This is a genomic window from Ornithinimicrobium faecis, from assembly GCF_023923225.1.
Lineage (GTDB): Bacteria > Actinomycetota > Actinomycetes > Actinomycetales > Dermatophilaceae > Ornithinicoccus > Ornithinicoccus faecis.
This window is the reverse complement of record NZ_CP099489.1, coordinates 4,248,757-4,269,073: the sequence shown is the minus strand read 5'-3', so window position 1 is coordinate 4,269,073 and position 20,317 is coordinate 4,248,757. Positions and strand designations below refer to the sequence as shown.

Sequence of the window (20,317 nt, the reverse complement as noted above, 5' to 3'; positions counted from 1 at the left end):
AGGACCCCTACTGTGGAACTAGTCATCCGTTACCCTCCTGGGTGAACGCTGTCCGCCGCGACTGGTGTGAGGACGGTGCTCACTGCCAGTCTGTCAGGTCAAGGCCTGTCATCGCTTGGACCCGTGCGATGTCTTCTCGGTAGTCTTCCATGAGGGAGAGTTGTGCCGCACTCGGCATCTCAACGCGGCGCAGGTTCGCCGCCTGGAGGCTGGCCCGGATCGCTAACCAAGGCCTTTTGGGAACAATGCGTCCCAGAGTTTGCTTGACTGGATTCGTGCTGACTAGGCCAGCCTGCAACCAGCGACTCCGCGGGGCGCCGCTAGCGTTCGTGTGACCCAGAACCAGGTCTGGCGGAACGGATAGGCCGAGGCGGTCGAACACCAGGGTTGCCACGGCATTCGGGCGGTCTTTGATGTCTTCGTAGCGAAGTGTCACAACGCGTGCAGCACCGAAGATCTGGTGGAGCAATTCGATCTGGGGTGCGTAGAAACCCAGCTCCTTATACCACCAGAGCGGATGCCAGCGGTCCGCCCTGCGCCCGTCCTCCGCGGCAAGGGCATCCGCGAAAGAAAGAGTTTCAAGTTGCTCACGCACTAGGTGCATGTAGGCAGAGAATGCCCTGCGCTCTGGGCGGCGCAGAACGCAGATGACCGGTGCCACGTCAGTCAGGTTCCCCTGCAAGTGGTGGAGCGCTTGCTCATCTGCCATGTAAAATACTGAAGCGTCGCCCACGAGGATGTCTGGCGGGGTCTCGCGGGTTTGCAGTGGGAAGTCTCGGATTGCGCGTGAGATGAGTGTGTTGAAACTTTCATCATGGGGCCCTTGCCAGCGAGGGTGACCATCCACGGCCGTGAAGAAGTGCCCGTCCTTGGGACGCAGTACCTTGGCCCGAGGGTGGGCGTCTACGAGATCAGCAAGTGACGACGTTCCTGCCTTAGCGGCTCCCACGATCGCAAAGTCCAGTGGGCGATTGAGAACTCTCATGAAGGCAGTCTCCTTGGCGTGGGGGGATCAGCAAGTTGTCTTCGAAGGAGATGAAGAATCATCAGGGCCGGGCCCATGTACACAATGGTTTGGACGAGCACCTGTGTGGAGCCGACCAAGAGATACCCGCACCACGCCCCGGCAAACATCAGTAGGAAGATGCTGCCAGGGTCACTCGCCTCACGGAATCGGCGGTCGAGTCGGGCGACGAGCCACCCCAGGACGATGAACGCCACGACCGTCCCAAGAAGTCCTAGGGTCCAGTACATCTCGCCCACCATCGGCGGCGACATATCGACGACATCGAGGCGCTGACGAACCTCTTGGGAGAAGTGAGTGCGGGTCGTGGACTCTCGGAAGGGCTCCCCGAGCACGGGGATCGGCGCCAGCACATTGCTCACGAGCGCCGAGGGCGGCACGGTGGTCTCGTTATGAAGGGCCCGCGGGATCACCGCCAAGTATTGCGGAGCTCGCATGTAGCTCTCCACCTGGTGCCTAGGGGAAAAGCTTGACTCATTCAAGCCGGCTTGCTGAACACTGATTTGCCCACCGTCGGTGCGCAGGAACGTGGTGCGGTACTCGCCCAGCGACAGGGCCGCGAGGCTGCCGACCAGCAGGATCAGGACGTAGGTCGCTAGTGGGATGCGACGCCAGCTGCGGCTGATCATGGCCAGCATGGCGATGATCGCGGTCGCGAACATTCCTCTGCTGTAGCCGCTGCTGCCGAAGCCGACGAGGAGGCCGGCAAGGCAGATCAGGAGCCAGACAGGTCGGTTTCTCTGACGCAGGATGGCTTGGCGCAGGGCGAGCACGGAACTGACGCCAAGGAGGGGGACGAGGAATGGTGCGAGCTGGCTGGCACCCTGCGCAGAGCGGACGTTTCCCCGAAAATAGTTGAGCACGTTGCCGGGGCCACCAAACAGCGTCAGGAGGGCTAGCCCTCCCACGAGCGCCGTCAGCAGGATGGCGACACCCGGAACCGGAGGGCCAGCACTCACGGGAGAAGCCCTGCGTGGACGGACCGTGTGGAGGGCACAGAGGAAGGTCACGTGGGCGAGGGTTTGGAGCCCAACGGCAGCAGCGAGATGTCGGCTGTCCGGAACTTGTGCCAATTGGATCGCCGTTGGCCCGAGGACAACGACCACCGTCGGGAGAAGAACGATTTGCAGGAACCACCCCATGTGCATCCAGTTCAGCGGCGTGAGCCAATGGTCTGTCGCGAGGCGGTGCTCAGGCCGGATCGTTGTGGCGGTCAGGTAGACCAGCACGGAGGCGGCCACTGTCACCTGCAGCGTGGAACTTGCCCTGGAGAACCCGATGACGAGGATGAGAGATGCCAGGGTCACGAAGAAGTAACTCGACGGCGATAAATGAGTCGCTGCGGCCGGGAGCGTGGGAACGCCGAGGCGGCGTGTGCTGGCCGTCATGGTGCCGACCTCAGGGGCACAGCGGGGGCGAGGACCAGCGAGCGTAGAAGATGGCCCGCGCCGAAGCCGAGCACGGCGGCCCACAGTCCGAGGTCGTCCATCAAGAGCGCTGTCACCGTCACCGTTGACGCCGCAGCCAAGGCATCGCTCACGCCCCACCGTGTCAGCCGACCACCCGTCTGTGCGACGACTCCCATGCCCGTGTTCCATGAGGCCAACACCCCAAGAGCGGCCATGGCCATCAGGGGAGTTCTGTGATCGCCATACTCGCCCATCAAGGGGCCGGAAACTAGGAAGAGCAGCAGGACGGGGAGAGCGACTGCGGATCCGATGCCAAGGCTGTACCTGAGAGTTCTGCGGCTTGCGCGCACCCACGAGGCGTGATCCCGGCCTCGTGCGTGCACGAGGATAGGCACGAACGACAGTGACACTTGTCGCGAGAGCATGGTCACAGCGACGAATGCCCGCTGTCCGAGGGCGAAGATACCCGCCAGGGCCGGTCCCCAGGCTGACTGGGTCAGCAGGTAGAGCGTGGCCCATATGCCGAACTGTGACGACAGGTCTGCTAACCAGCCTGGCCCCCCGTTGCGCAGGAGCTTGGAGGTCAATCCTGCGCGGCTCAGGGACCCAGCTGTGTCACTCGTGATCGACGCGTTGACAAGGAGGAGCAGGGCTCCTGCCACGACCAGTTCTGCGAGGCCGCATGCCAGGACCAAGAACTGCGGCGCGAAGAAGAATGACCCGATCAAGACAGTGGTGGCGAAGCAGATCGACCGGACCACGATCCAGATGGCTGCCTTGTCCTGCCGGCCGCTGCCGATCAGCCCAGCCTGACCCAGGCTGCTGAGAGTAAACCCGAAGAGCCAGAGTCCCAGACCGACCTGGTGCCACGCGGAATCAGTGGGCAACCCGATGAGCCTTCCGGCCTCGGGGAGGGCGAGCACGAGAAGGGCAAGGAGTGCTGAGATCACGGTGGCAGGGAGGCAGGACCACACCCACAGTTGACGACGATCGCCGGGGGTGGCTTCGCGGTCAGGCAGGAGTCGGACAAGGCCGCGAGCGAGACCGAGAGTCGCGAACATGCCCAACATCTGAGCCGTCGCCAATATGAGAGAAAAGCGACCGAAGTCCGAGGGGCCGAGAATTCCGGCTGCCAAGAGCATGGCGCCGAGGGTGATAATTCGACCCCCCGCTGCGCCGCTGCCCACGCGCATTGCCACCCGACGCATCCGCACGTTGTCAGACATCGCAGATGCCGAGGTCACGCTGTCAAGGTTAACACCCGCGGTGGGGCAACCTAGACGATGATTCAGCCAGGGGCGCCTACACTGAGGCACGTGCCCATGACCCAATTTTGCACTGGCTCTCCCTCGCTCGCGGACGAAACGAAAAGCGCCCGGTCAGCTTTGCTGGGCGTGGCGTGAGTCAGCGCAACGGGTCGATGGCGGCCCAGCCTGATGCTGGCGGTTTCGTGACGCAAACTGCCGCCACTGATGCGAGGCAATCTGCTCTCGACCTCCGGGCATATCTGCTCATTGTTCGACGTCGATGGCGAGTGATCACAGGTGTCTTCCTGGCAGTGGTGGCACTCGCGGCACTACTCACCGTCACCGCGGACAAGCACTATCGTGCCAATGCGCAGTTGTATATCTCGACCGTGAGCGCCGAGGACCCCCAAGCGCTCGTGCAGGGCAGCAGTTTCACACAACGACAGGTGGCGACCTACGCGGAGATCGTGACGACGCCCTTGGTGCTGGAGCCGGTGATCGAGGAACTGGCGCTCGACGTGACCGCGCGGGAGTTGGGACGGCAGATCACCACCCAAGCGCCCACCGGCACGGTGCTCATCAACATTGCTGTCGAGGATCCCGACCCTGCGCAAGCCCTCACGGTGGCTGAGGCGGTCAGCCTGCAGTTCGTTTCCACCTTGACCCAACTCGACCAGGTGAGCGCAGACAGCCCTAGCCCTGTGAAGGCGACGATCGTCAGCCCAGCTGCGGTGAGCCAGACACCGGTGTCGCCCCAGCCCATCCGTAACCTGGCGCTGGGAACAGTTCTGGGGCTCTTGCTGGGGTTCGGCGCCGGCGCACTCCGGGACATCCTCGATTCTTCGGTGCAGGGAGAGTCTGACGTCAAGATGGTCACGGATCGCACTGTCATCGGGGGGCTTGCCTTTGACAAGGCCGCAATTGCTCGACCACTGATCGTTCAGGACGACCCGCGGAGCAGTCGCGCCGAGGCCTTCCGCACGCTCCGCACCAATCTTCAGTTCGTTGATGTGTCAAACCCTCCGCAGGTGATCGTCTTCACCTCGTCGCTGCCGAACGAGGGCAAGAGCACCACGACGGCCAACTTGGCCCTGACCATGGCGGCCACGGGGAGTCGGGTCTGTGTGGTCGAAGGGGACCTGCGCCGTCCGCGACTATTGGAGTACATGGGCTTGGAAGGGGCCGCTGGGCTGACCACCGTGCTGATTGGGGCAGCAGTCGTTGACGACGTGCTGCAGGTGTTCGGAGACTCACATTCGCTGTCTGTGCTGGGCTGCGGGCCGATCCCACCGAATCCCTCCGAACTCCTGGGGTCGGAGGCAATGGCGCACGTCCTGGAAGATCTACGCAGGCGTTTCGACTACGTCATTATCGACGCGCCCCCCCTGCTTCCCGTGACTGACGCGGCGGTTTTGAGCAGGCACGCCGACGGAACCATTCTCGTGGTCGGCGCGGGGGTCATTAAGCGCGAGCACCTCGCCCGTGCTTTGACGGCGCTCGAAAACGTGGGCGCTCATGTGCTCGGTCTGGTGATGAACCGTCTGCCGGCACGAGGAAGGGGGCCACACTCCTATTACTACGGGTACGGCTACGAATCACCCACCAGCGCCTCCGACGCTGAGGCAGAAAAGAAGCACCGGAGTCGTTGAGTTTGCGTGGGCCACCGCGCGCTAACCCTGGTGGCAGCCACGCTCAGGTGGCTGGAACACCCTTGACGGTGGTCAGGTCCGGCGTGTTTCGGACCACACAGGCCCCGGCGCCGACCGTGCTCTGCCTTCCGACCCGGAGCCCCTGGAGGATCACGCTCCCTGCTCCGATGAGACTGCCTTCGTCGAGGTGGACCTCGCCCGACACAGTGGCATTCGGATTCACGCTCACGTAGTTGCCCAGTTGCGAGTCGTGACCGACCACCGCATTCGCGCTGAGGTGCACGTGGTCACCGAGCGTAACGTTCGTGCCGATCGAGGCGCCGGGCAGGGAAATGAGGCCTATGCCGTGCCGGAATGCGCTGCCAACACGGTTGCCCGGGTGCGCTAAAGATGGATAACTGTGCCATCGCTCTGTCAGGGTCGCGACAATACGTTTCCGGGTGGAGGGCTGGCCGACTGCAACTGCCACGGCCAGGCCCCGTGGGATGTCTCCAATGGATCCAAGATGGGACACCCCGAGGGCACTGAGACGCCCGAGGTTCGTCGCTGACGGTGCATCGTCAGCCACGCCGACCAGGTTCCACGTCGGCTGCTGTTCGTTGATGGCACGGATGACGTCGATGGTCTCGCGGCCAAAGCCACCTGCGCCGATCACGACAAGGTCCCGCACCATACGGCTCAGTTTCCCACGAACTCAGGCATTGTGGCGCTGCCCTCAGCGGACACTCCATATCGCTGGACTACCAGGCGGACCGTGCGCGCGATGATGCGCGCGTCCAGGACGAGCGAGTGATTGTCGACGTAATGCAGGTCATAGCAGAACTTCTCGTGCCATGAGATGGCATTCCGACCGTTGACCTGCGCCAGCCCCGTCAGCCCGGGGCGGACGTCGTGGCGGCGCGACTGCTCGGGTGAGTAGCGCTCGAGATACTGCATGAGGAGAGGGCGCGGACCGACGATCGACATGTCGCCCCTGAGGACATTCCACAGCGTCGGTAGTTCGTCGAGACTCGTGCTGCGCAGAATGATGCCCAGGGGGGTGAGACGTTGGCCGTCCGCCTCCAACGGGGCGTTCGGGTCAGTGGCAGCCATGGTCCGGAACTTCAGGATCTCGAACGGTTCACCGTGCAGGCCGGGGCGACGCTGGCGGAAGAGCACCGGACGGCCCATCGTCGCCCGGATAGCTAGAGCCGTGGCCGCCTGGATGGGCATGGTCAGGATCAGGCCACCACTGGAAGCCACGATGTCTATCAGGCGTTTGGCAGTGACGGTCATCCCAGGCACCGACGAAACGCCTCGATGACTCGCACCACTTGGTCGTCGGTGAGCGTGGAACCACTCGGCAGGGCCACCCCGCGTGCAAAGAGTCGCTCGGATGCCCCCGTGATGAAGGACCGAGCCCCTGAGAACACGGGCTGCGTGTGCATCGGTTTCCACAGGTGTCGAGCCTCGATGGATTGCTGGGACATAGCCTCGACGACGGCCGGGGCGCCCGGCCCCCTGTCGACGGTGAGCGTGGTCAGCCAACAGTTGTCGTCGGCGTCCCCTCCCGTTGCGCCCTGGGGTCCCAAGAAGGTGACGGGGAGGTCGGCCAGCGCCGCGATGTAGCGCTGTCGTATCTCGCGCCGTCGAGCGATCATCTCGTCCAGCCGGGCGAGCTGGGCACGCCCCAGCGCCGCCAGGATGTTGGACAACCGGTAGTTGTAACCGATCTCGGTGTGCTCGTACCAGGGCACAGGCTCTCGGGCCTGGCCCGAGAGCTTTCGCGCGTGCTCCGCAAGCGCGGTGTCGTCGGTGAGCAGCATCCCGCCCCCGGACGTTGTCATGATCTTGTTGCCGTTGAATGACAGCGCAGCCGCCCTTCCGAAGGTCCCTGCTGCCCGTCCCTCAAGCGAAGCTCCGAGCGACTCCGCCGCATCCTCGACCAGAGGCACTCCGAGGTCGGCCAGGCCCGGCGCGAGACGGGTGTAGTCGGCGATCCGACCGAAGAGGTCCACGGGGATGGCTGCCGCGACCTGCTCGCCCTCCGCCTGCAGGGTCCGAACCGCATCAAGCATCAGGTCGGGGTCGACATTGCCGTCCTCCTCCCTGGCATCCACGAAGACTGGCTCGGCTCCTGTGTAGGCCACGGCATTTGCCGTCGCGGCGAAGGTCATACTCGCGACGACGACCTTCGTGCCCGGCCTGGCGCCCAGGTGCAGGAGGGCCAGATGCAGGGCGGCAGTTCCCGAGTTCACGGCGAGCGCGTGCTGGACCCCAACTCGGTCGGCGACCTCTCGCTCCAGGGCATCGACGTGTGGCCCCAGGGGGGCGACCCAACCAGAGCGGAGGGCCTCACGCACATACTGCTCCTCGACCTCCCCGACGTCGGCGAGGGACAGAAAGATCCGCTCCTGCGGAGGCTGATCCGTCACGCGATCTTCCGATCGGCGCGGTTGCCGAGGCGTGTCGTGACCTGGGGCAAGAGCCCCTCTGACGACAGGTTTTCTGGCGCCAGCGGCGGCACCTGGACAGCTGTCATCTTCGGGTGGAGTGTCGAGAGACGCTCCTCCTCATCGGCAAAGAGGTCCTCCCGCAACTTCTCCCCAGGGCGGAGCCCCGTGAACTCGATGGAGACCGACCTGCCGGACAGGACGATGAGTTCCCGCGCCATGTCGACGATCTTCACAGGGCTGCCCATGTCCAGCACCATCGCCTGGCCGCTTTGGCCGATGACGCCAGCCTGGAGCACCAGTTGACAGGCTTCCTGGGTGAGCATGAAATAGCGTTCGACCTCGGGGTGGGTGACGGTGACGGGCCCGCCACGGCGGATCTGCTCAGCAAAGGCGGGGATGGCTGAGCCGCGGGATCCGAGGACGTTGCCGAAGCGCACCGACACAAACCGTCCGACTCCCTGCTGCCCGAAGTGGGTCGTCAATTGTTCGGCAATGCGTTTGGACCGGCCGAGCACGGAGGTCGGGCTCGCGGCCTTGTCTGTGGAGATGTTGACGAAGGTGCCGACCTGGCATGCTGCTGCGGCCTGCAGCACGTTGAGGGTCCCGAGGACGTTGGTTTTCCATGCTTCCAGCGGATGGCGCTCGAGGAGGCTCAGATGCTTGAGCGCAGCAGCGTGGAAGACCACATCAGGTTGCAGTGCGGAGAAGTGGGCTTGGATGGCCTCCGCGTCGCGGATATTCGCCAGCAGCAGGTCATCGGTGTCGAGGAGAGCGCGACCACTGAGGCTGAGTTGCACGGCATGCAGTGCGGACTCATCCCGATCCAGCATGATGAGACGCCGTGGGTTATAGCCCGCGATCTGCCGACACAGCTCCGATCCGATCGAGCCCCCTGCCCCTGTGACGAGGACGACCTTGTCGGCGAGGTGTTTCCGGATCGCGTCCTCATCGAGGCTCACCGCGTGGCGTCCGAGCAGGTCCTTGAGGTCGAGGTCGCGGAGGTCGAAGACTTGGGGGTCATCTTCGGTCACCCAGTCGTTGAGGGGTGCCAGGACCTTGACCTTGAGTCCTGCCTGCTGGGAGACGTTGCGTGCCTGCCGGACGAGTTTGCCGTCGGCCGAGGAGATGGCTATGACCAGATGTGTCGCCGACGTGCGCTCGGCGATCGCTGCGAGATCCTTGAGGCTGCCGAGCACGGGGACGCCCTCGACCTTGAGTCGGCGCTTGGCGCGATTGTCATCGACGAAGGCCACCGGCAACAGTTCGCTGCCGTCGTCGTGCAGCATGTTGTGCACCAGCCTTCGACCAGCCAGGCCCGCGCCATAGACGATGACCCGTCGGTCGCGGCGGCGGTTGCCTGCGCGGTGCGATCGATAGGTGCGCACCGTGAACCGATTGGCCAGCATGAGGACGATGGCCAACCCCGTGGCCAGGAAGGGGATGGATCGGGGCACCTGTGCGCTTCCGATGACCCAGGCAAGTGCAACGAGGGTGAGTCCCGTGATGAAGGCAGTGCGAGCCACCGACGTGACTTCCTCAAAACTGCCGCGGACATGGCGCACCATATAGGGGCCGATGGAGAGCCCGACCGCAGCATGGACGCCGGCGGCTCCCAACGCCAGCGACCAGGTGCTGCCTACCTCCAGGACCTCAGTCTCCAACTGCAGCCGGGTGAACATCGTTGCCACGATGGCCAGCGACCAGCACAACCCGTCGACGACGATCCAGACACCGCGGACGACGGTCTCACTGCGAGGCGGCTTCGGAGGGAGTTTCGCCTCGTGCACAGCACCACTCCGTTCCGGTGACATCTCTGGGAGACTCTGGGGATAGAACGAGCCACGGAAAGGGGCCTGTTGGCTCCTGCCGCACGCGTTGAGCGACCGGAGACCATTACCGTGACTTGGCGGGAACTTTACCTGTTCTTGGTGAAATATGGAACAGTTTCAACCAGTTCTTTCAGCGGGACTGGGCGTGCGCCCGTCCGCGTTCCTGGCGTCGTCCGAGACCGTGGGTAGGCCGCCGGTCTCACCCTTGTAGGCTGGCAGGCACGACAGGGGAGCGCACCAGCGCTGAGAGTGCGGCACCGCGCCGCAGACCCTCGAACCTGATCCGGTTAGCACCGGTGGAGGAAGTCGAGTCTCCAGGTGGATCCATCCACCGCCCCTCCTGCAGTTCCGAGGAGGATCACCACCATGCAGTATGCCGACACGCGCCGCCGCGGCGCCGCTCACCTGGCCGCCGGGCTGGGTCTGGCACTCGCTCTCAGCGGGTGCACGTTGCTGGGCGCGGACGACGAGCCCACACCAGACCAGCAAAACCCCCAAGACAGTGCGGGGGAGACCAGCGAGACCTCCCCACAAAACGCGGAGGTCGTGCTCGTCACGCACGAGTCGTTCACCCTGCCCGACGAGGTGCTCGCTGGCTTCACCGAGCAGACGGGCTATCAGGTGGTCGTGCAGGCCTCCGCCGATGCCGGTGCCCTGACCAACCAACTGGTGCTCACCAAGGGCAGTCCCATCGGCGATGCCGTCTTCGGCATCGACAACACCTTCGCCAGCCGAGCCGTCAACGAGGGGGTCCTGACGGCATACAGCCCCTCGGATCTGCCGCCGGAGGTGAGCGAGCACGCGCTCCCGGGGGAGGCCGCTGACTATCTGACGCCGATCGACTACGGCGACGTCTGCGTCAACATCGACGACGCCTGGTTCGAGGCTGAGGGCATCGAGCCCCCGCAGACCCTGGCGGACCTGACCGACCCGACCTATGCGGACCTGTTCGTCACCTCGGGCGCGAGCTCCTCCAGCCCCGGCCTGGCCTTCCTGATCGCCACGATCGGTGAGTTCGGCGCGGACGGCTGGCAGGGCTACTGGCGCGACCTGATGGCCAACGGAGCGGTGATCACCTCCGGTTGGTCGGACTCCTACGGCGTCGACTTCACGTTCAGCGGCGGCGACCGCCCGATCGTGCTGTCCTATGCCTCCAGCCCCCCGTTCACGATCCCCGAGGGCGGGGAGGAGCCCACCACGAGCGCCCTGCTGGACACCTGCTTCCGCCAGGTCGAATATGCCGGCGTCCTGGAGGGTGCGGCGAACCCCGAGGGCGCCCAGGCCCTGGTTGACTATCTCCTGACCGACGAGGTCCAGGCGGCCATCCCCGACGCGATGTTCGTCTACCCCGTCACCGACGTCGAGCTGCCCGAGCTGTGGGCGCAGTGGGCCGACGTGGCACCGGAGCCGATCCAGGTCGACCCGGAGCTGATCGAGGAGAGCCGGGAGGACTGGGTGCGCGAGTGGGCCGACATCACCACCGGCTAGCCCCCGCACGCCTGATCCCGGCGCGTGTTGTTCCAGCCGTCGGGGTCACGCTGCTGGCCCTGTTGCCGCTGGCCTTCCTGGCGGTCTTCTTTGTCCTGCCCGTCGGCGGGATGCTGGTGCGCGGCTTCTATCCCGACGGCGCCTGGGACCTCTCCGGGGTCGGGGAGGTCCTCGGCCGGGACCGGACCACCCGGGTGCTGGGCTTCACGATCGGTATGGCGACACTCGGCACCGCGCTGACCCTCCTGTTGGGTCTGCCGCTGGCTTTTGTGCTCTATCGGTTGGTCTTTCCAGGTCGGGCACTGCTGCGCGCCATCGTGGTCATGCCCTTCGTGCTGCCCACGGTGGTGGTGGGCGTGATGTTCCGGGCGCTGCTGTCCAGTGGCGGGCCCCTGGGCTTCCTGGGGTGGGACCGCAGCTGGCTCGCGATCCTGCTCGCGTTCGTCTTCTTCAATCTGGCCGTCGTCGTGCGCACCGTCGGCGGCATGTGGGAGGGGCTGGACCGGCGGGCCGAGGAGTCTGCTGCGGCTCTGGGCGCCTCGCCCGTGCACGTCTTCCGGACCGTGACCCTTCCGGCGCTGCTGCCCTCGATCGTCTCGGCGGGGACGTTGGTCTTCCTGTTCTGCTCCACCGCCTTCGGGGTCGTGCTGACCCTCGGCGGGTTGCGTTACGGCACGATCGAGAGCGAGATCTATCTGCTGACGACCGAGTTCCTGGACCTGCAGGGCGCGGCCGTGCTGTCGGTGATCCAGCTGATCGCCGTCGTGGTGATGTTGGCCCTCGCCGCGCGTGCCCGGTCCCGGTCCGAGGCCACGACCGACCGCGCCGCCGCACGCTCGGTCGCCCGGGCACCGCGGGGCTCTGATGCGCCGCTGTTGGTGATCGCCGGCCTGGTTGTCGCGTTCGTGCTCACGCCGGTCCTGACGCTGGTGGCGCGCTCGCTGCGCGGTGGCAGTGGGTGGACCCTGGAGCACTATCGAGCGCTCGCCGACCCCTCGGCCACGACCGCGATGCGCGTCAGCATCCTGGAGGCCGTGCAGAACTCGGTGAGCACGGCCGTGGACGCCACGATCATCGCCATGGTGCTGGGGGTGTGTGTCTCGATCGTGGTGTCCCGGCGTCCACGCCGGGCCGGGGCGCGCCGGCTGGTCTCCGTGCTGGACGGTGCCTTCATGCTGCCGCTGGGCATCTCCGCGGTGACTGTCGGTTTCGGTTTCCTGATCACTCTGGACCGACCTCCGCTCGATCTGCGCACCTCCGCGGTCCTCGTGCCGATCGCCCAGGCCCTGGTGGCGCTCCCGCTGGTGGTGCGCACCATCACGCCGGTCCTGCGCTCGGTCGATCCGCGGATCCGCCAGGCCGCCGCGGCGCTCGGGGCCGGGCCACTGCGTGCCGCCTGGACTGCCGAGGGGCCGGTCCTGGGCCGTCCGCTGTTGGCCGCCACCGGGTTTGCGTTCGCGGTCTCGCTCGGCGAGTTTGGGGCCACCAGCTTCCTGGCGCGCCCCGACCGGCCTACTGTTCCCGTGATGATCTATGAGCTGATCGGGCGCCCGGGCACCGACAACATGGGGATGGCCCTGGCCGCCTCCGTGGTCCTCAGTCTGCTCACCGTGAGCGTCATGGGTCTGGTCGAGCGGCTCCGCGTCGGCAGCGTGGGGTCCTTCTGATGGTCCAACCCCGCGACAAGGCGAGAACCGAACCCCACCGTGTGACCATTCTGGAGATCGACTGATGCTGCGCCTGGATGACGTGACGGTCCGCTTTGGAGACCTGCTTGCCGTCGACGAGGTGTCCCTGGCTCTGCCCGAGGGGCAGGTGCTCGCCGTGCTCGGGCCCTCTGGCTGCGGCAAGTCGACGCTGCTGCGCGCCATCGCTGGCCTCGAGGATCTCTCCGGTGGCAGCGTCAACCTCAACGGCCAGGACCTGGCGGGAGTGCCGACGCACCGGCGCGGTTTCGCCCTGATGTTCCAGGACGGCCAGCTCTTCCGGCACCTCGATGTCGCCGGCAACGTCGGCTATCCGTTGCGATTGCGCGGCGTGGACCGTTCCGAGGCAAACGCGCAGGTGGTCGACCTGTTGGAGACGGTCGGGCTGCCGGACTATGGCGACCGTGACGTCACGACCCTGTCCGGTGGTGAGCAGCAACGCGTCGCGCTCGCCCGGGCACTGGCTGCGCAGCCGCGGGTGCTGTTGCTGGATGAGCCGCTGTCTGCCCTGGACCGCTCGCTGCGTGAGCGCCTGGCTGGTGATCTGCGCGGCATTCTGAGCGCGACCCACACCACCGCCTTGTTGGTCACGCACGATCACGACGAGGCATTCACGCTCGCGGATCGGATGGCGGTGATGCTCGAGGGGCAGATCGTCCAGCAGGGGCCAACCCAGACCGTGTGGACTGAGCCGGTGGACCGCCGGGTCGCCGAGTTCCTGGGTTTCAGCACGTTCCTGGTGGGCACCCCCGCCGAGCAGGTCGCCGATGCCGCCGGCTTGCCCAACCCGTCCCGGGCACCGTTGGCGCTGCGGCGGTCCGCGCTGCGCGTCGACCCCGACGGCCCCCTGCACGCCACCGTCCGCAGGGCAGCCGCGATCAGCGACGCCGTGCGAGTGGACCTCGAGCTGGACGACGTCGGCCCGGTCGAGGCGCTCGCACCCCAGGACGCGGTCCTCACCCCAGGACATCGCGTGCGGGTGCTCCCTGACCGGGCAGGCATGGCGCTCCTCTGACGAGCGTTCTTCCCGTCCCGCCGGCCCCCGCCATCACCCTCGGCGTGTCGTGCACTGTGCGGGTACTGGGCGGTTTCGGCGAGACGGGCAGCGGGGGGGGTCAGCGGGGCGAGCCTCAGCGGGGGGCTTCGCAGGACGGTCGGCAGGGAGGTTTCAGCGCGACGAGCCTCAGCGGGCAAGGCGCCCGAGGGTCAGAGGGCTCGCTTGGTGATCGAGTGCTGCACGAGGAGCGTGCTGTCGGGCAGGTCGGCGGTCGCGGCGGTGCCCACGGCCAGGCCAATCAGTGCGGCCACAGTGAGCGCGACGATAGGCCAGATGGCCACTGGTCGGGCGACTGCGCGGGTTTCTTCTGCCGGGGAGTCTAGAAGGATATGCATCAAACCTGCTCCAGAACGAGATCCTGCGGGGCTGGTGAGGCGGGTTTTCTCCCGCCCACAGGCGCCAGCCTGGCGCGAACGCACGCCCGGGACCCCCGTGCGTGACTGTCTGCTGGCAATACTACGCCTGATTGTCAACGATCCACATCCTCCTGCAGGATGACGAGCAGTTGCCCGCTCCTGACGAGCAGTTGCCCGTTCCTGCAGGAGGACGTGAGCCGAGATCAGGTCATGCTCAACTGGTGGCGGCGCCGGTGCCGAGGTCCTTGGGCAGGTTCGGGGCGGCGCAATAGGCAAAGCCTGCCTTCTGGCCGCCGTGATAGCTGAACTGCTCGCTGTCCACCTCGAGCACCAGCAGGTGGCCCGGCACGAGTGCCTGGGTGTAGCTCATGCCTGGCTTCGGGCACCCCAGGCTGCCGTCGCTCCAGGTCACCTCGAAATAGCCAGCGACAGTCACAGCGTCGGGCTCGACGGACTGCTCCTTCGCCAGCTCAGTGATCGCTTCCTGGACGTCGTCCTGGGCGATCACACTCTCGGGCACCTCATTGGTCGGCAACTCAACCGGAGCCCCGGCGGTCGGCTTGTCGTCCTCGGTGGGCTCATTAGGCACGACAGTCTCCTCGGCGTTATCGCTGGTGGTTTCCTCGTCGTCGGCCGGCGGTTGAGTCTCGGTCGCGCTCTCACTCTCACTGGCGCTCGGACTGTCCGTCCCCGGCTCCTCGGTCTCTGATCCGCAGGCCCCCAGGCCCAGAGCAATGGTCAGCGCCAGCAGCGGAGCAGCGGCGCGCATTCGGGAGTTCGTCATGGTTCTCACCTCTCGTCGGTTCCCGAGTGTATGACGTGCCCGAGCCCCATCCCGTTCCACCCGGTTGCGACCAATTCGGGCGCCAGCGAGTCGGTGCTGGTCAGCGCCGGATTTCGCTCCGGGACAGAGGCGGGGCGCCGACCCCCTGCGTCGGCGCCCCGGCCCCTGTTCCCCCGGTGCGACTCCCCGAAGGAAGCCTCCCCTGCACCTGTGCGGGTCTTGCCCCGGACCCTCACACTCCAAAGACGCCACAGCGGAGCCGTTCGTTGCATCACGTTGTTGTGACCTGCATCACAATGGCGTGGAGGGCACGATGGAGCCATGGATCAACGCCTCCTCCAGATCGCCGTCGAGGTCCTGCGCCGGCCCTATCCCTACTCCTCGGGGCATGTCGCGACCGGCCCGGACGACACCGACATCACGCCACAGCGGCTCCACCCGAGCTTCCACGGTGCCCTCGACTGGCACAGCTCCGTGCATATGCAGTGGTCCCTGGTCCAACTGCTCGAGCCGTATGCCGAGGGGCCGGCTCACCCCGCCCCCTCACCGGTGGTGTCGGCCGCCCGGGAGCTCCTGGACGAGCGGCTCACCCAGGAGCACCTGGCCACCGAGGCCGCCTACCTGCGGGAACGGCCCGCCTTCGAGCGCCCCTACGGCTGGGCCTGGGCGGCACTGCTCGGGGCCGCCGTGCGTGATCACCCGTCGTGGTCGGCCGCGATGGGACCGCTGCTGGACGTGATCGCCGAGCACGTGCTGGCCTGGCTGCCGCGGCAGGCCTATCCGATCCGCCACGGCAAGCACCAGAACGACGCCTTCGGGTTGCTGCTCCTGCACCGCGGTTATGCGTCGCTCGGTCGCGATGACGTCGTGGCCGCCGTGAGTGACCGCGCTCGCGACTGGTTTGCTGGCGATGGGCCCGCGCACACGGCGGACGAGCCGTCCGGCAGCGACTTCCTCTCACCCGCCCTGACCGAAGCCGTGCTGATGCAGCGGGTGCTGGGGGAGGAGGAGTTTGGGCCCTGGCTGGAGCGCTTCCTGCCGGGCCTGGGCGAGGGTGCCCACGCCCACCTGCTGGAGCCACCGGCCGTGCTGGACCCCAGCGATGGGCAGGGCGCGCACCTGCTGGGCCTGGCCTTGTCGCGCGCCTGGCAGCTCCGCGCCCTGGCGAGGTCACTGCCGCCGGCGCGTGGCGGCATACTGCGCTCCTCGGCCGACCGACAGGTCGCCGCCGTGCTGCCGCACGTGACGGACGGCGATTTCATGGCCACCCACTGGCTGGTCAGCTTCCTGCTGCTCGCGCGGGAGTGACGCGCGGGAGTGTGACGGGGACGCGAGCGGGCCCGCCCTCTCACCAGGAGAGGACGGGCCCGTCGGGTGGTGATCAGATCACCAGGTGTTCACGCACCGGTCACGGGTTGATCGAGACCAGCGTCTTGCCCACCGGGTCGGTGCCGTCGGAGTAGTTGACCGCACCGAGGTAGCGGACACCTGCCTCCAGACCGCTCCATGCGGCGGTGTAGTCGACCACGCCACCGATGGTGGCGTCAGCGGACTCCGGCGTGATCGTGAGGTTGCCCTCAGCGGCGTCACCGACGGTCCAGACGTAGGTCGGCACGGTGGCCGTGGCCCCCGCTGCACCGTCCCAGTAGTCCAGGGCGACGAGGTACTCGCCCGGGTCGACACCGTGCAGCGTGATGGACTCATCGGAGCCGCCCACCGCGCTCTGTGCGATGACCGCACCCTCGCTGTTGGCGAGGTAGAGGTCGATGTCGATGTCAGCCGGGTCGGTCTCCGCCGCGAACGTCGAGACGCGCAGGGTGGAGGTGCCCTCCGGGACCGTGACCGGCACGATGACGTCGGCAATGCCGGCGCCACCGCCCGGGCCGTCCGAGGTGACCTCGACCGGCAGGACCTCAGCGGCGACCAGGCCGTCGACCTCGGCGGTGATGGTGCCCTCGAAGCCGGTGACGGCCTCGTAGGACACGGACTGGCCCTCGCCCTCGACGATCGCGCGCACCTCGTCCTCGGGCTGCTGACCGACGGCCTGCAGGCCACCGAGCAGCATGGCGCCCTGCGAGGTGAGCCGCTCAAGCTCGTCGCCGATGGGGTTCGGCAGGTTGTCGGACTGCGTGAGCAGCACCGGCACGCCGACGCTGGCGGCCAGCGCACTGCCGGACAGGGCGTCCGGCCAGTTCTGACCACTGGCGATCAGGGTCGTCTCCGGGGAGTCGACCCCGAACGCCTTGGAGATCTCGACGGCAGTGCCCCAACGGTCGTCACCGGCGAGGCGGGTCGCGCCCAGCTCCTCGGTGACAGCGTCGGAGACGGCCACCGAGCCGCCCAGCACGACGACCTCGGCACCCGCAGCGTCCTCGGAGGCCAGGTAGTCGGTCAGGACGTTGGGCACGTTGTCGTTCTGGGTCAGCACGACGGGGTAGCCCTCGTGGCCGGCCAGTGCGGCGCCGGTCAGCGCGTCGGGGTAGTTCTCACCGCTGGCGACATAGACCTTGTCGACCGCGCCATACATCTGCGCGATGGAGACCGAGGTCTCGTAGCGGTTCGCGCCCTCGACGCGGGTGACCTCTCCGAACTCGGCGATCTCCGCCGCGGTCGCGTCGTCGATGGCGCTGTTGCCACCCAGGAGCACGATGTTGGACGGCTTGATTGCCTCCAGTGCCTCCGCGGTGACGGCCGGCAGGTGGTCCGGACGGGACAGCAGGACCGGAGCGGCAGCCAGGGCCTCGGCCGGGGCGATGCCCGGTGTGATGCCGCCAGCGGCCGGCGCGGAGCCAGCCAGGGCGTCGGCATACTCGTCGCCGGTGGCGATGTAGACGGTGTCTGCATCGTCAGCGAACTGAGCGGCCACCAGGGTGGCCGTCTCGTAACGGTCCGCGCCACCCTGGCGCTCGACGGTGCCACCCTCGCCCACGGTGCCGCTGACCTCAGCCGGGGCCGCCAGGGCGGTCGGCTGCACGGCGATCGGGCTCTCGACGACGATGTCGCCGTTCACCAGACGCAGCTGCGCGAAGTGGTAGGTGTCCACCTCGGCGGTGGCCGCCTCGATGGTGACCTCGAAGGACGCCGTGCCGTTGGCCGGGACCTCGATGGTCGACGGCTCAACCGTGACGGTCAGGCCCTCGGGGGCCTCCACCTCAGCGGTGTAGGTGCCGCCCTCGCCGGTCACGTCAGTGACCGTCCGGGTGACGGTCTGGATGCCAGCGAGCTTGCCGATGGAGATGCTCGGGTAGTTCATGTCGCTGGGGTCGATGTCCTCGGCGCAGTCAGTGGCCTGACCGATCGAGCACGCGTAGTTCAGCCACTCGTCCCAGCCCGCGTCATAGACCAGACCCGGGTTGTAGGACGGGGCGGGGCGGACCTCGCCGGCGCCGTAGTTGAGCGGGGAAGCCTCCTCGCCGAGCAGCTTGATCGGGTCGCCAGCGTCGTCAACGTCGCGAGCCGTGGTCATCATCGCCGACTTGATCGCGGCGGGGCTCCAGTCGGGGTACTGCTGCTTGAGCAGTGCACCCAGTCCCGCGATGTGCGGGGCGGACATGGAGGTGCCGGAGATCTGGTCGAAGGTCGGCTGACCCGGGTCGGAGTGGTCGGCGTGGTAGGCCGCTGCGATGTCCACGCCCGGGCCGGTGATGTCCGGCTTGAGCAGGTCGCCGCCGCCGGCCAGTGCCGGACCGTAGGACGAGAAGGACGCCATCTCGGGAGCGTTGACCGTGGTGTTCTCGGTGGCCGAGAACTCAGCGGTCGCGCCTTCGGTGGCAGCGTAGGCCTTGACGAGCACGCCGTCCTCAGCGGTGAGGTGGGTGGCCGGAAGGCCGTAGATGATCGCGTTCTGACCGGCCGCACCAGCGGGGTCGTTGATCATGATCATGCCGGCGCCACCGCTGTTGATGACCTCAGTGCCCTTGTCGACCAGGGCGTAGGCGCCACGGGTGCAGACCACGATCTTGCCTGCTGCACCAGCATCGTCCACGGTGCCCGGGGCACACAGGTTGGCCTCGGCGACGTCTGCGCCCTCGGCCGGGATGTCCTCGGCGTTGACCAGTGCGGTCGCCGCGAGCGGGCCGCCGTAGCCGACGCCGTCGAAGCTCGCGCCATCGCCCAGCGTCACGCTGTTCTGAGCACCACGGTTGTGGGTGCTCGCCGCGACAGTCATCGTCCACGGAGCGTTGTGCGCGACCGAGGAGACACCGACGGTGTCACCGGAGTTGCCGGCCGAGGTGGACACGAAGATGCCCGCGTCAGCGGCATAGAGGAAGGCGACCTCGTCGGCGCCGACGATGGAGGTGCTGGAGCCGGAGATCGAGTAGTTGATGACGTCGACGCCGTCGGCGACTGCGTCGTCAATGGCTGCGACCAGGCCGGCAGTGGTGCCAGAGCCGGTGCCGTCAGCGGTCATCCACAGGCCCTTGTAGACCGCGATCTGCGCGGCCGGGGCCATGCCGGAGGCGTTGCCCAGGTCAGCACCCAGGATGCTCAGCGGCACGTCGTTGTTGCCGGCGGCAGTGCCGGCGGTGTGCGAGCCGTGACCGTTGTAGTCGCGAGCCGACTCGAACTCCTCGGGAATGAGGGGGTTGCCGTAATCGGTGCCGTAGAAGCGCGCGCCGATGATCTTGTTGTTGCACTCGAAGGCGGCGTATTGGTCGACGCCTGCCTCGTCACAGCTGCCGGCCCAGTCCTCGGGGGCCTCGCCGAAGCCCTCACCCGAGAAGCTCGGGTTGTTGGGGTCGATGCCGGTGTCAATGACACCCACGATGATGCCGTCGCCAGCGTTGTCGACGCCACCGAACTGTGTGTCCCACACGCCGCCCTCGCCAGACAGGCCGAGATAGTCGGGGGTCTGGACGGTGTCCGCGTGGCGGACCTCGTCCTCCCACACCTGGACCACGCCAGGAGCCTTGGCCATGTGCGCTGCCTCGACGTTGTTCATCTTGACCGCGAAGCCGCTCAGGGCGGTGTCGTAGGTCGTGACGACGTCGGAGGAGCTCAAGCCGATGGTGTCCAGCACCTCGGCACGCTGAGCGTCCAGGTGGGAGGTGTAGGCCTGCGCGGCAGCGCTGTCGACGTCGACCTTCTCACCTGCCTTGGGGGCGGTGGCCGCCAGGCCGTCGCCGCCGTTGAAGGCGACCAGCGGCTCGTCGGCCAGCTGGACGATGTAGGTCTTCGTCTCGCCAGGCTGGAGGTCGGTCACAACGTCGGCCTGAGCCGACATGGTGCCGATCGCCAGCGGCGAGACTACGACCGCGGAGGCAGCAAACGCGGCAATCCGCGCTCGCTTCCCGGGGTTAGCAGTACGCACGTGGGATCCTTATCTCGAAGGG

The 20,317-nt window shown here is 66.9% G+C and carries 14 protein-coding genes and 1 riboswitch; of the genes, 5 read left to right on the top strand and 9 right to left on the bottom strand.

The window, feature by feature from the left end; translation table 11 throughout:
- Positions 1 to 79: 79 nt before the first annotated feature.
- The 3 genes from NF556_RS19690 to NF556_RS19680 are packed head-to-tail and all read right to left on the bottom strand — an operon-like array spanning position 80 to position 3,626.
- Complete coding sequence (locus NF556_RS19690) at positions 80 to 985, bottom strand: sulfotransferase (protein ID WP_252592885.1); 906 nt, start codon at positions 983 to 985, stop codon at positions 80 to 82.
- Entirely contained in the window at positions 982 to 2,412 is a 1,431-nt protein-coding gene (locus NF556_RS19685) for an O-antigen polymerase (protein ID WP_252592884.1), read from the bottom strand. Before NF556_RS19685 ends, NF556_RS19690 begins: the two co-directional genes overlap by 4 nt.
- The gene (locus NF556_RS19680) at positions 2,409 to 3,626 is read right to left on the bottom strand and encodes a lipopolysaccharide biosynthesis protein (protein ID WP_256829368.1); all 1,218 of its coding nucleotides are present in this window, start codon (positions 3,624 to 3,626) and stop codon (positions 2,409 to 2,411) included. Before NF556_RS19680 ends, NF556_RS19685 begins: the two co-directional genes overlap by 4 nt.
- 206 nt (positions 3,627 to 3,832) lie before the next feature.
- Between NF556_RS19680 and NF556_RS19675 the strand changes: the two genes are divergently transcribed.
- Positions 3,833 to 5,329: a tyrosine-protein kinase domain-containing protein gene (locus NF556_RS19675; protein WP_252592882.1), complete on the top strand. Its 1,497-nt coding sequence runs from the start codon at positions 3,833 to 3,835 to the stop codon at positions 5,327 to 5,329.
- A gap of 43 nt (positions 5,330 to 5,372) precedes the next feature.
- Here NF556_RS19675 and NF556_RS19670 read toward each other — a convergent pair whose 3' ends face one another.
- The 4 genes from NF556_RS19670 to NF556_RS19655 are packed head-to-tail and all read right to left on the bottom strand — an operon-like array spanning position 5,373 to position 9,551.
- On the bottom strand, positions 5,373 to 6,002 hold the full coding sequence (locus NF556_RS19670) for a NeuD/PglB/VioB family sugar acetyltransferase (RefSeq protein WP_252592881.1): 630 nt from the start codon (positions 6,000 to 6,002) through the stop codon (positions 5,373 to 5,375).
- 5 nt (positions 6,003 to 6,007) lie between these two features.
- On the bottom strand, positions 6,008 to 6,604 hold the full coding sequence (locus tag NF556_RS19665) for a sugar transferase (protein WP_252592880.1): 597 nt from the start codon (positions 6,602 to 6,604) through the stop codon (positions 6,008 to 6,010).
- Positions 6,601 to 7,743 carry a DegT/DnrJ/EryC1/StrS family aminotransferase gene (locus tag NF556_RS19660; protein ID WP_252592879.1) on the bottom strand — a complete coding sequence of 381 codons (1,143 nt, stop codon included), beginning with the start codon at positions 7,741 to 7,743 and terminating at the stop codon, positions 6,601 to 6,603. Before NF556_RS19660 ends, NF556_RS19665 begins: the two co-directional genes overlap by 4 nt.
- A complete protein-coding gene (locus NF556_RS19655) occupies positions 7,740 to 9,551 on the bottom strand; it encodes a nucleoside-diphosphate sugar epimerase/dehydratase (protein WP_252592878.1) in 1,812 nt (603 codons plus the stop codon). The genes NF556_RS19660 and NF556_RS19655 overlap by 4 nt, the downstream gene beginning before the upstream one ends.
- 258 nt (positions 9,552 to 9,809) lie before the next feature.
- Positions 9,810 to 9,915, top strand: a riboswitch (TPP riboswitch).
- A 44-nt stretch (positions 9,916 to 9,959) separates the two neighbouring features.
- Between NF556_RS19655 and NF556_RS19650 the strand changes: the two genes are divergently transcribed.
- From NF556_RS19650 to NF556_RS19640, 3 genes are all read left to right on the top strand, one after another.
- Positions 9,960 to 11,081, top strand: coding sequence for a thiamine ABC transporter substrate-binding protein (locus NF556_RS19650; RefSeq protein WP_252592877.1), 1,122 nt, complete (start codon positions 9,960 to 9,962; stop codon positions 11,079 to 11,081).
- Positions 11,057 to 12,748 carry an ABC transporter permease gene (locus tag NF556_RS19645; protein WP_425607053.1) on the top strand — a complete coding sequence of 564 codons (1,692 nt, stop codon included), beginning with the start codon at positions 11,057 to 11,059 and terminating at the stop codon, positions 12,746 to 12,748. Before NF556_RS19650 ends, NF556_RS19645 begins: the two co-directional genes overlap by 25 nt.
- Before the next feature lie 64 nt (positions 12,749 to 12,812).
- Complete coding sequence (locus NF556_RS19640) at positions 12,813 to 13,802, top strand: ABC transporter ATP-binding protein (protein WP_252592876.1); 990 nt, start codon at positions 12,813 to 12,815, stop codon at positions 13,800 to 13,802.
- 612 nt (positions 13,803 to 14,414) lie between these two features.
- On the opposite strand, the gene NF556_RS19635 is transcribed toward NF556_RS19640, so the two are convergent.
- On the bottom strand, positions 14,415 to 14,984 hold the full coding sequence (locus NF556_RS19635) for a hypothetical protein (RefSeq protein ID WP_252592875.1): 570 nt from the start codon (positions 14,982 to 14,984) through the stop codon (positions 14,415 to 14,417).
- 321 nt (positions 14,985 to 15,305) lie between these two features.
- Here NF556_RS19635 and NF556_RS19630 point away from each other — a divergent pair, with 321 nt between their 5' ends.
- Positions 15,306 to 16,292 carry a DUF2891 family protein gene (locus NF556_RS19630; protein ID WP_252592874.1) on the top strand — a complete coding sequence of 329 codons (987 nt, stop codon included), beginning with the start codon at positions 15,306 to 15,308 and terminating at the stop codon, positions 16,290 to 16,292.
- A 100-nt stretch (positions 16,293 to 16,392) separates the two neighbouring features.
- Here NF556_RS19630 and NF556_RS19625 read toward each other — a convergent pair whose 3' ends face one another.
- Positions 16,393 to 20,295: a S8 family serine peptidase gene (locus tag NF556_RS19625; RefSeq protein ID WP_252592873.1), complete on the bottom strand. Its 3,903-nt coding sequence runs from the start codon at positions 20,293 to 20,295 to the stop codon at positions 16,393 to 16,395.
- Positions 20,296 to 20,317: the final 22 nt, after the last annotated feature.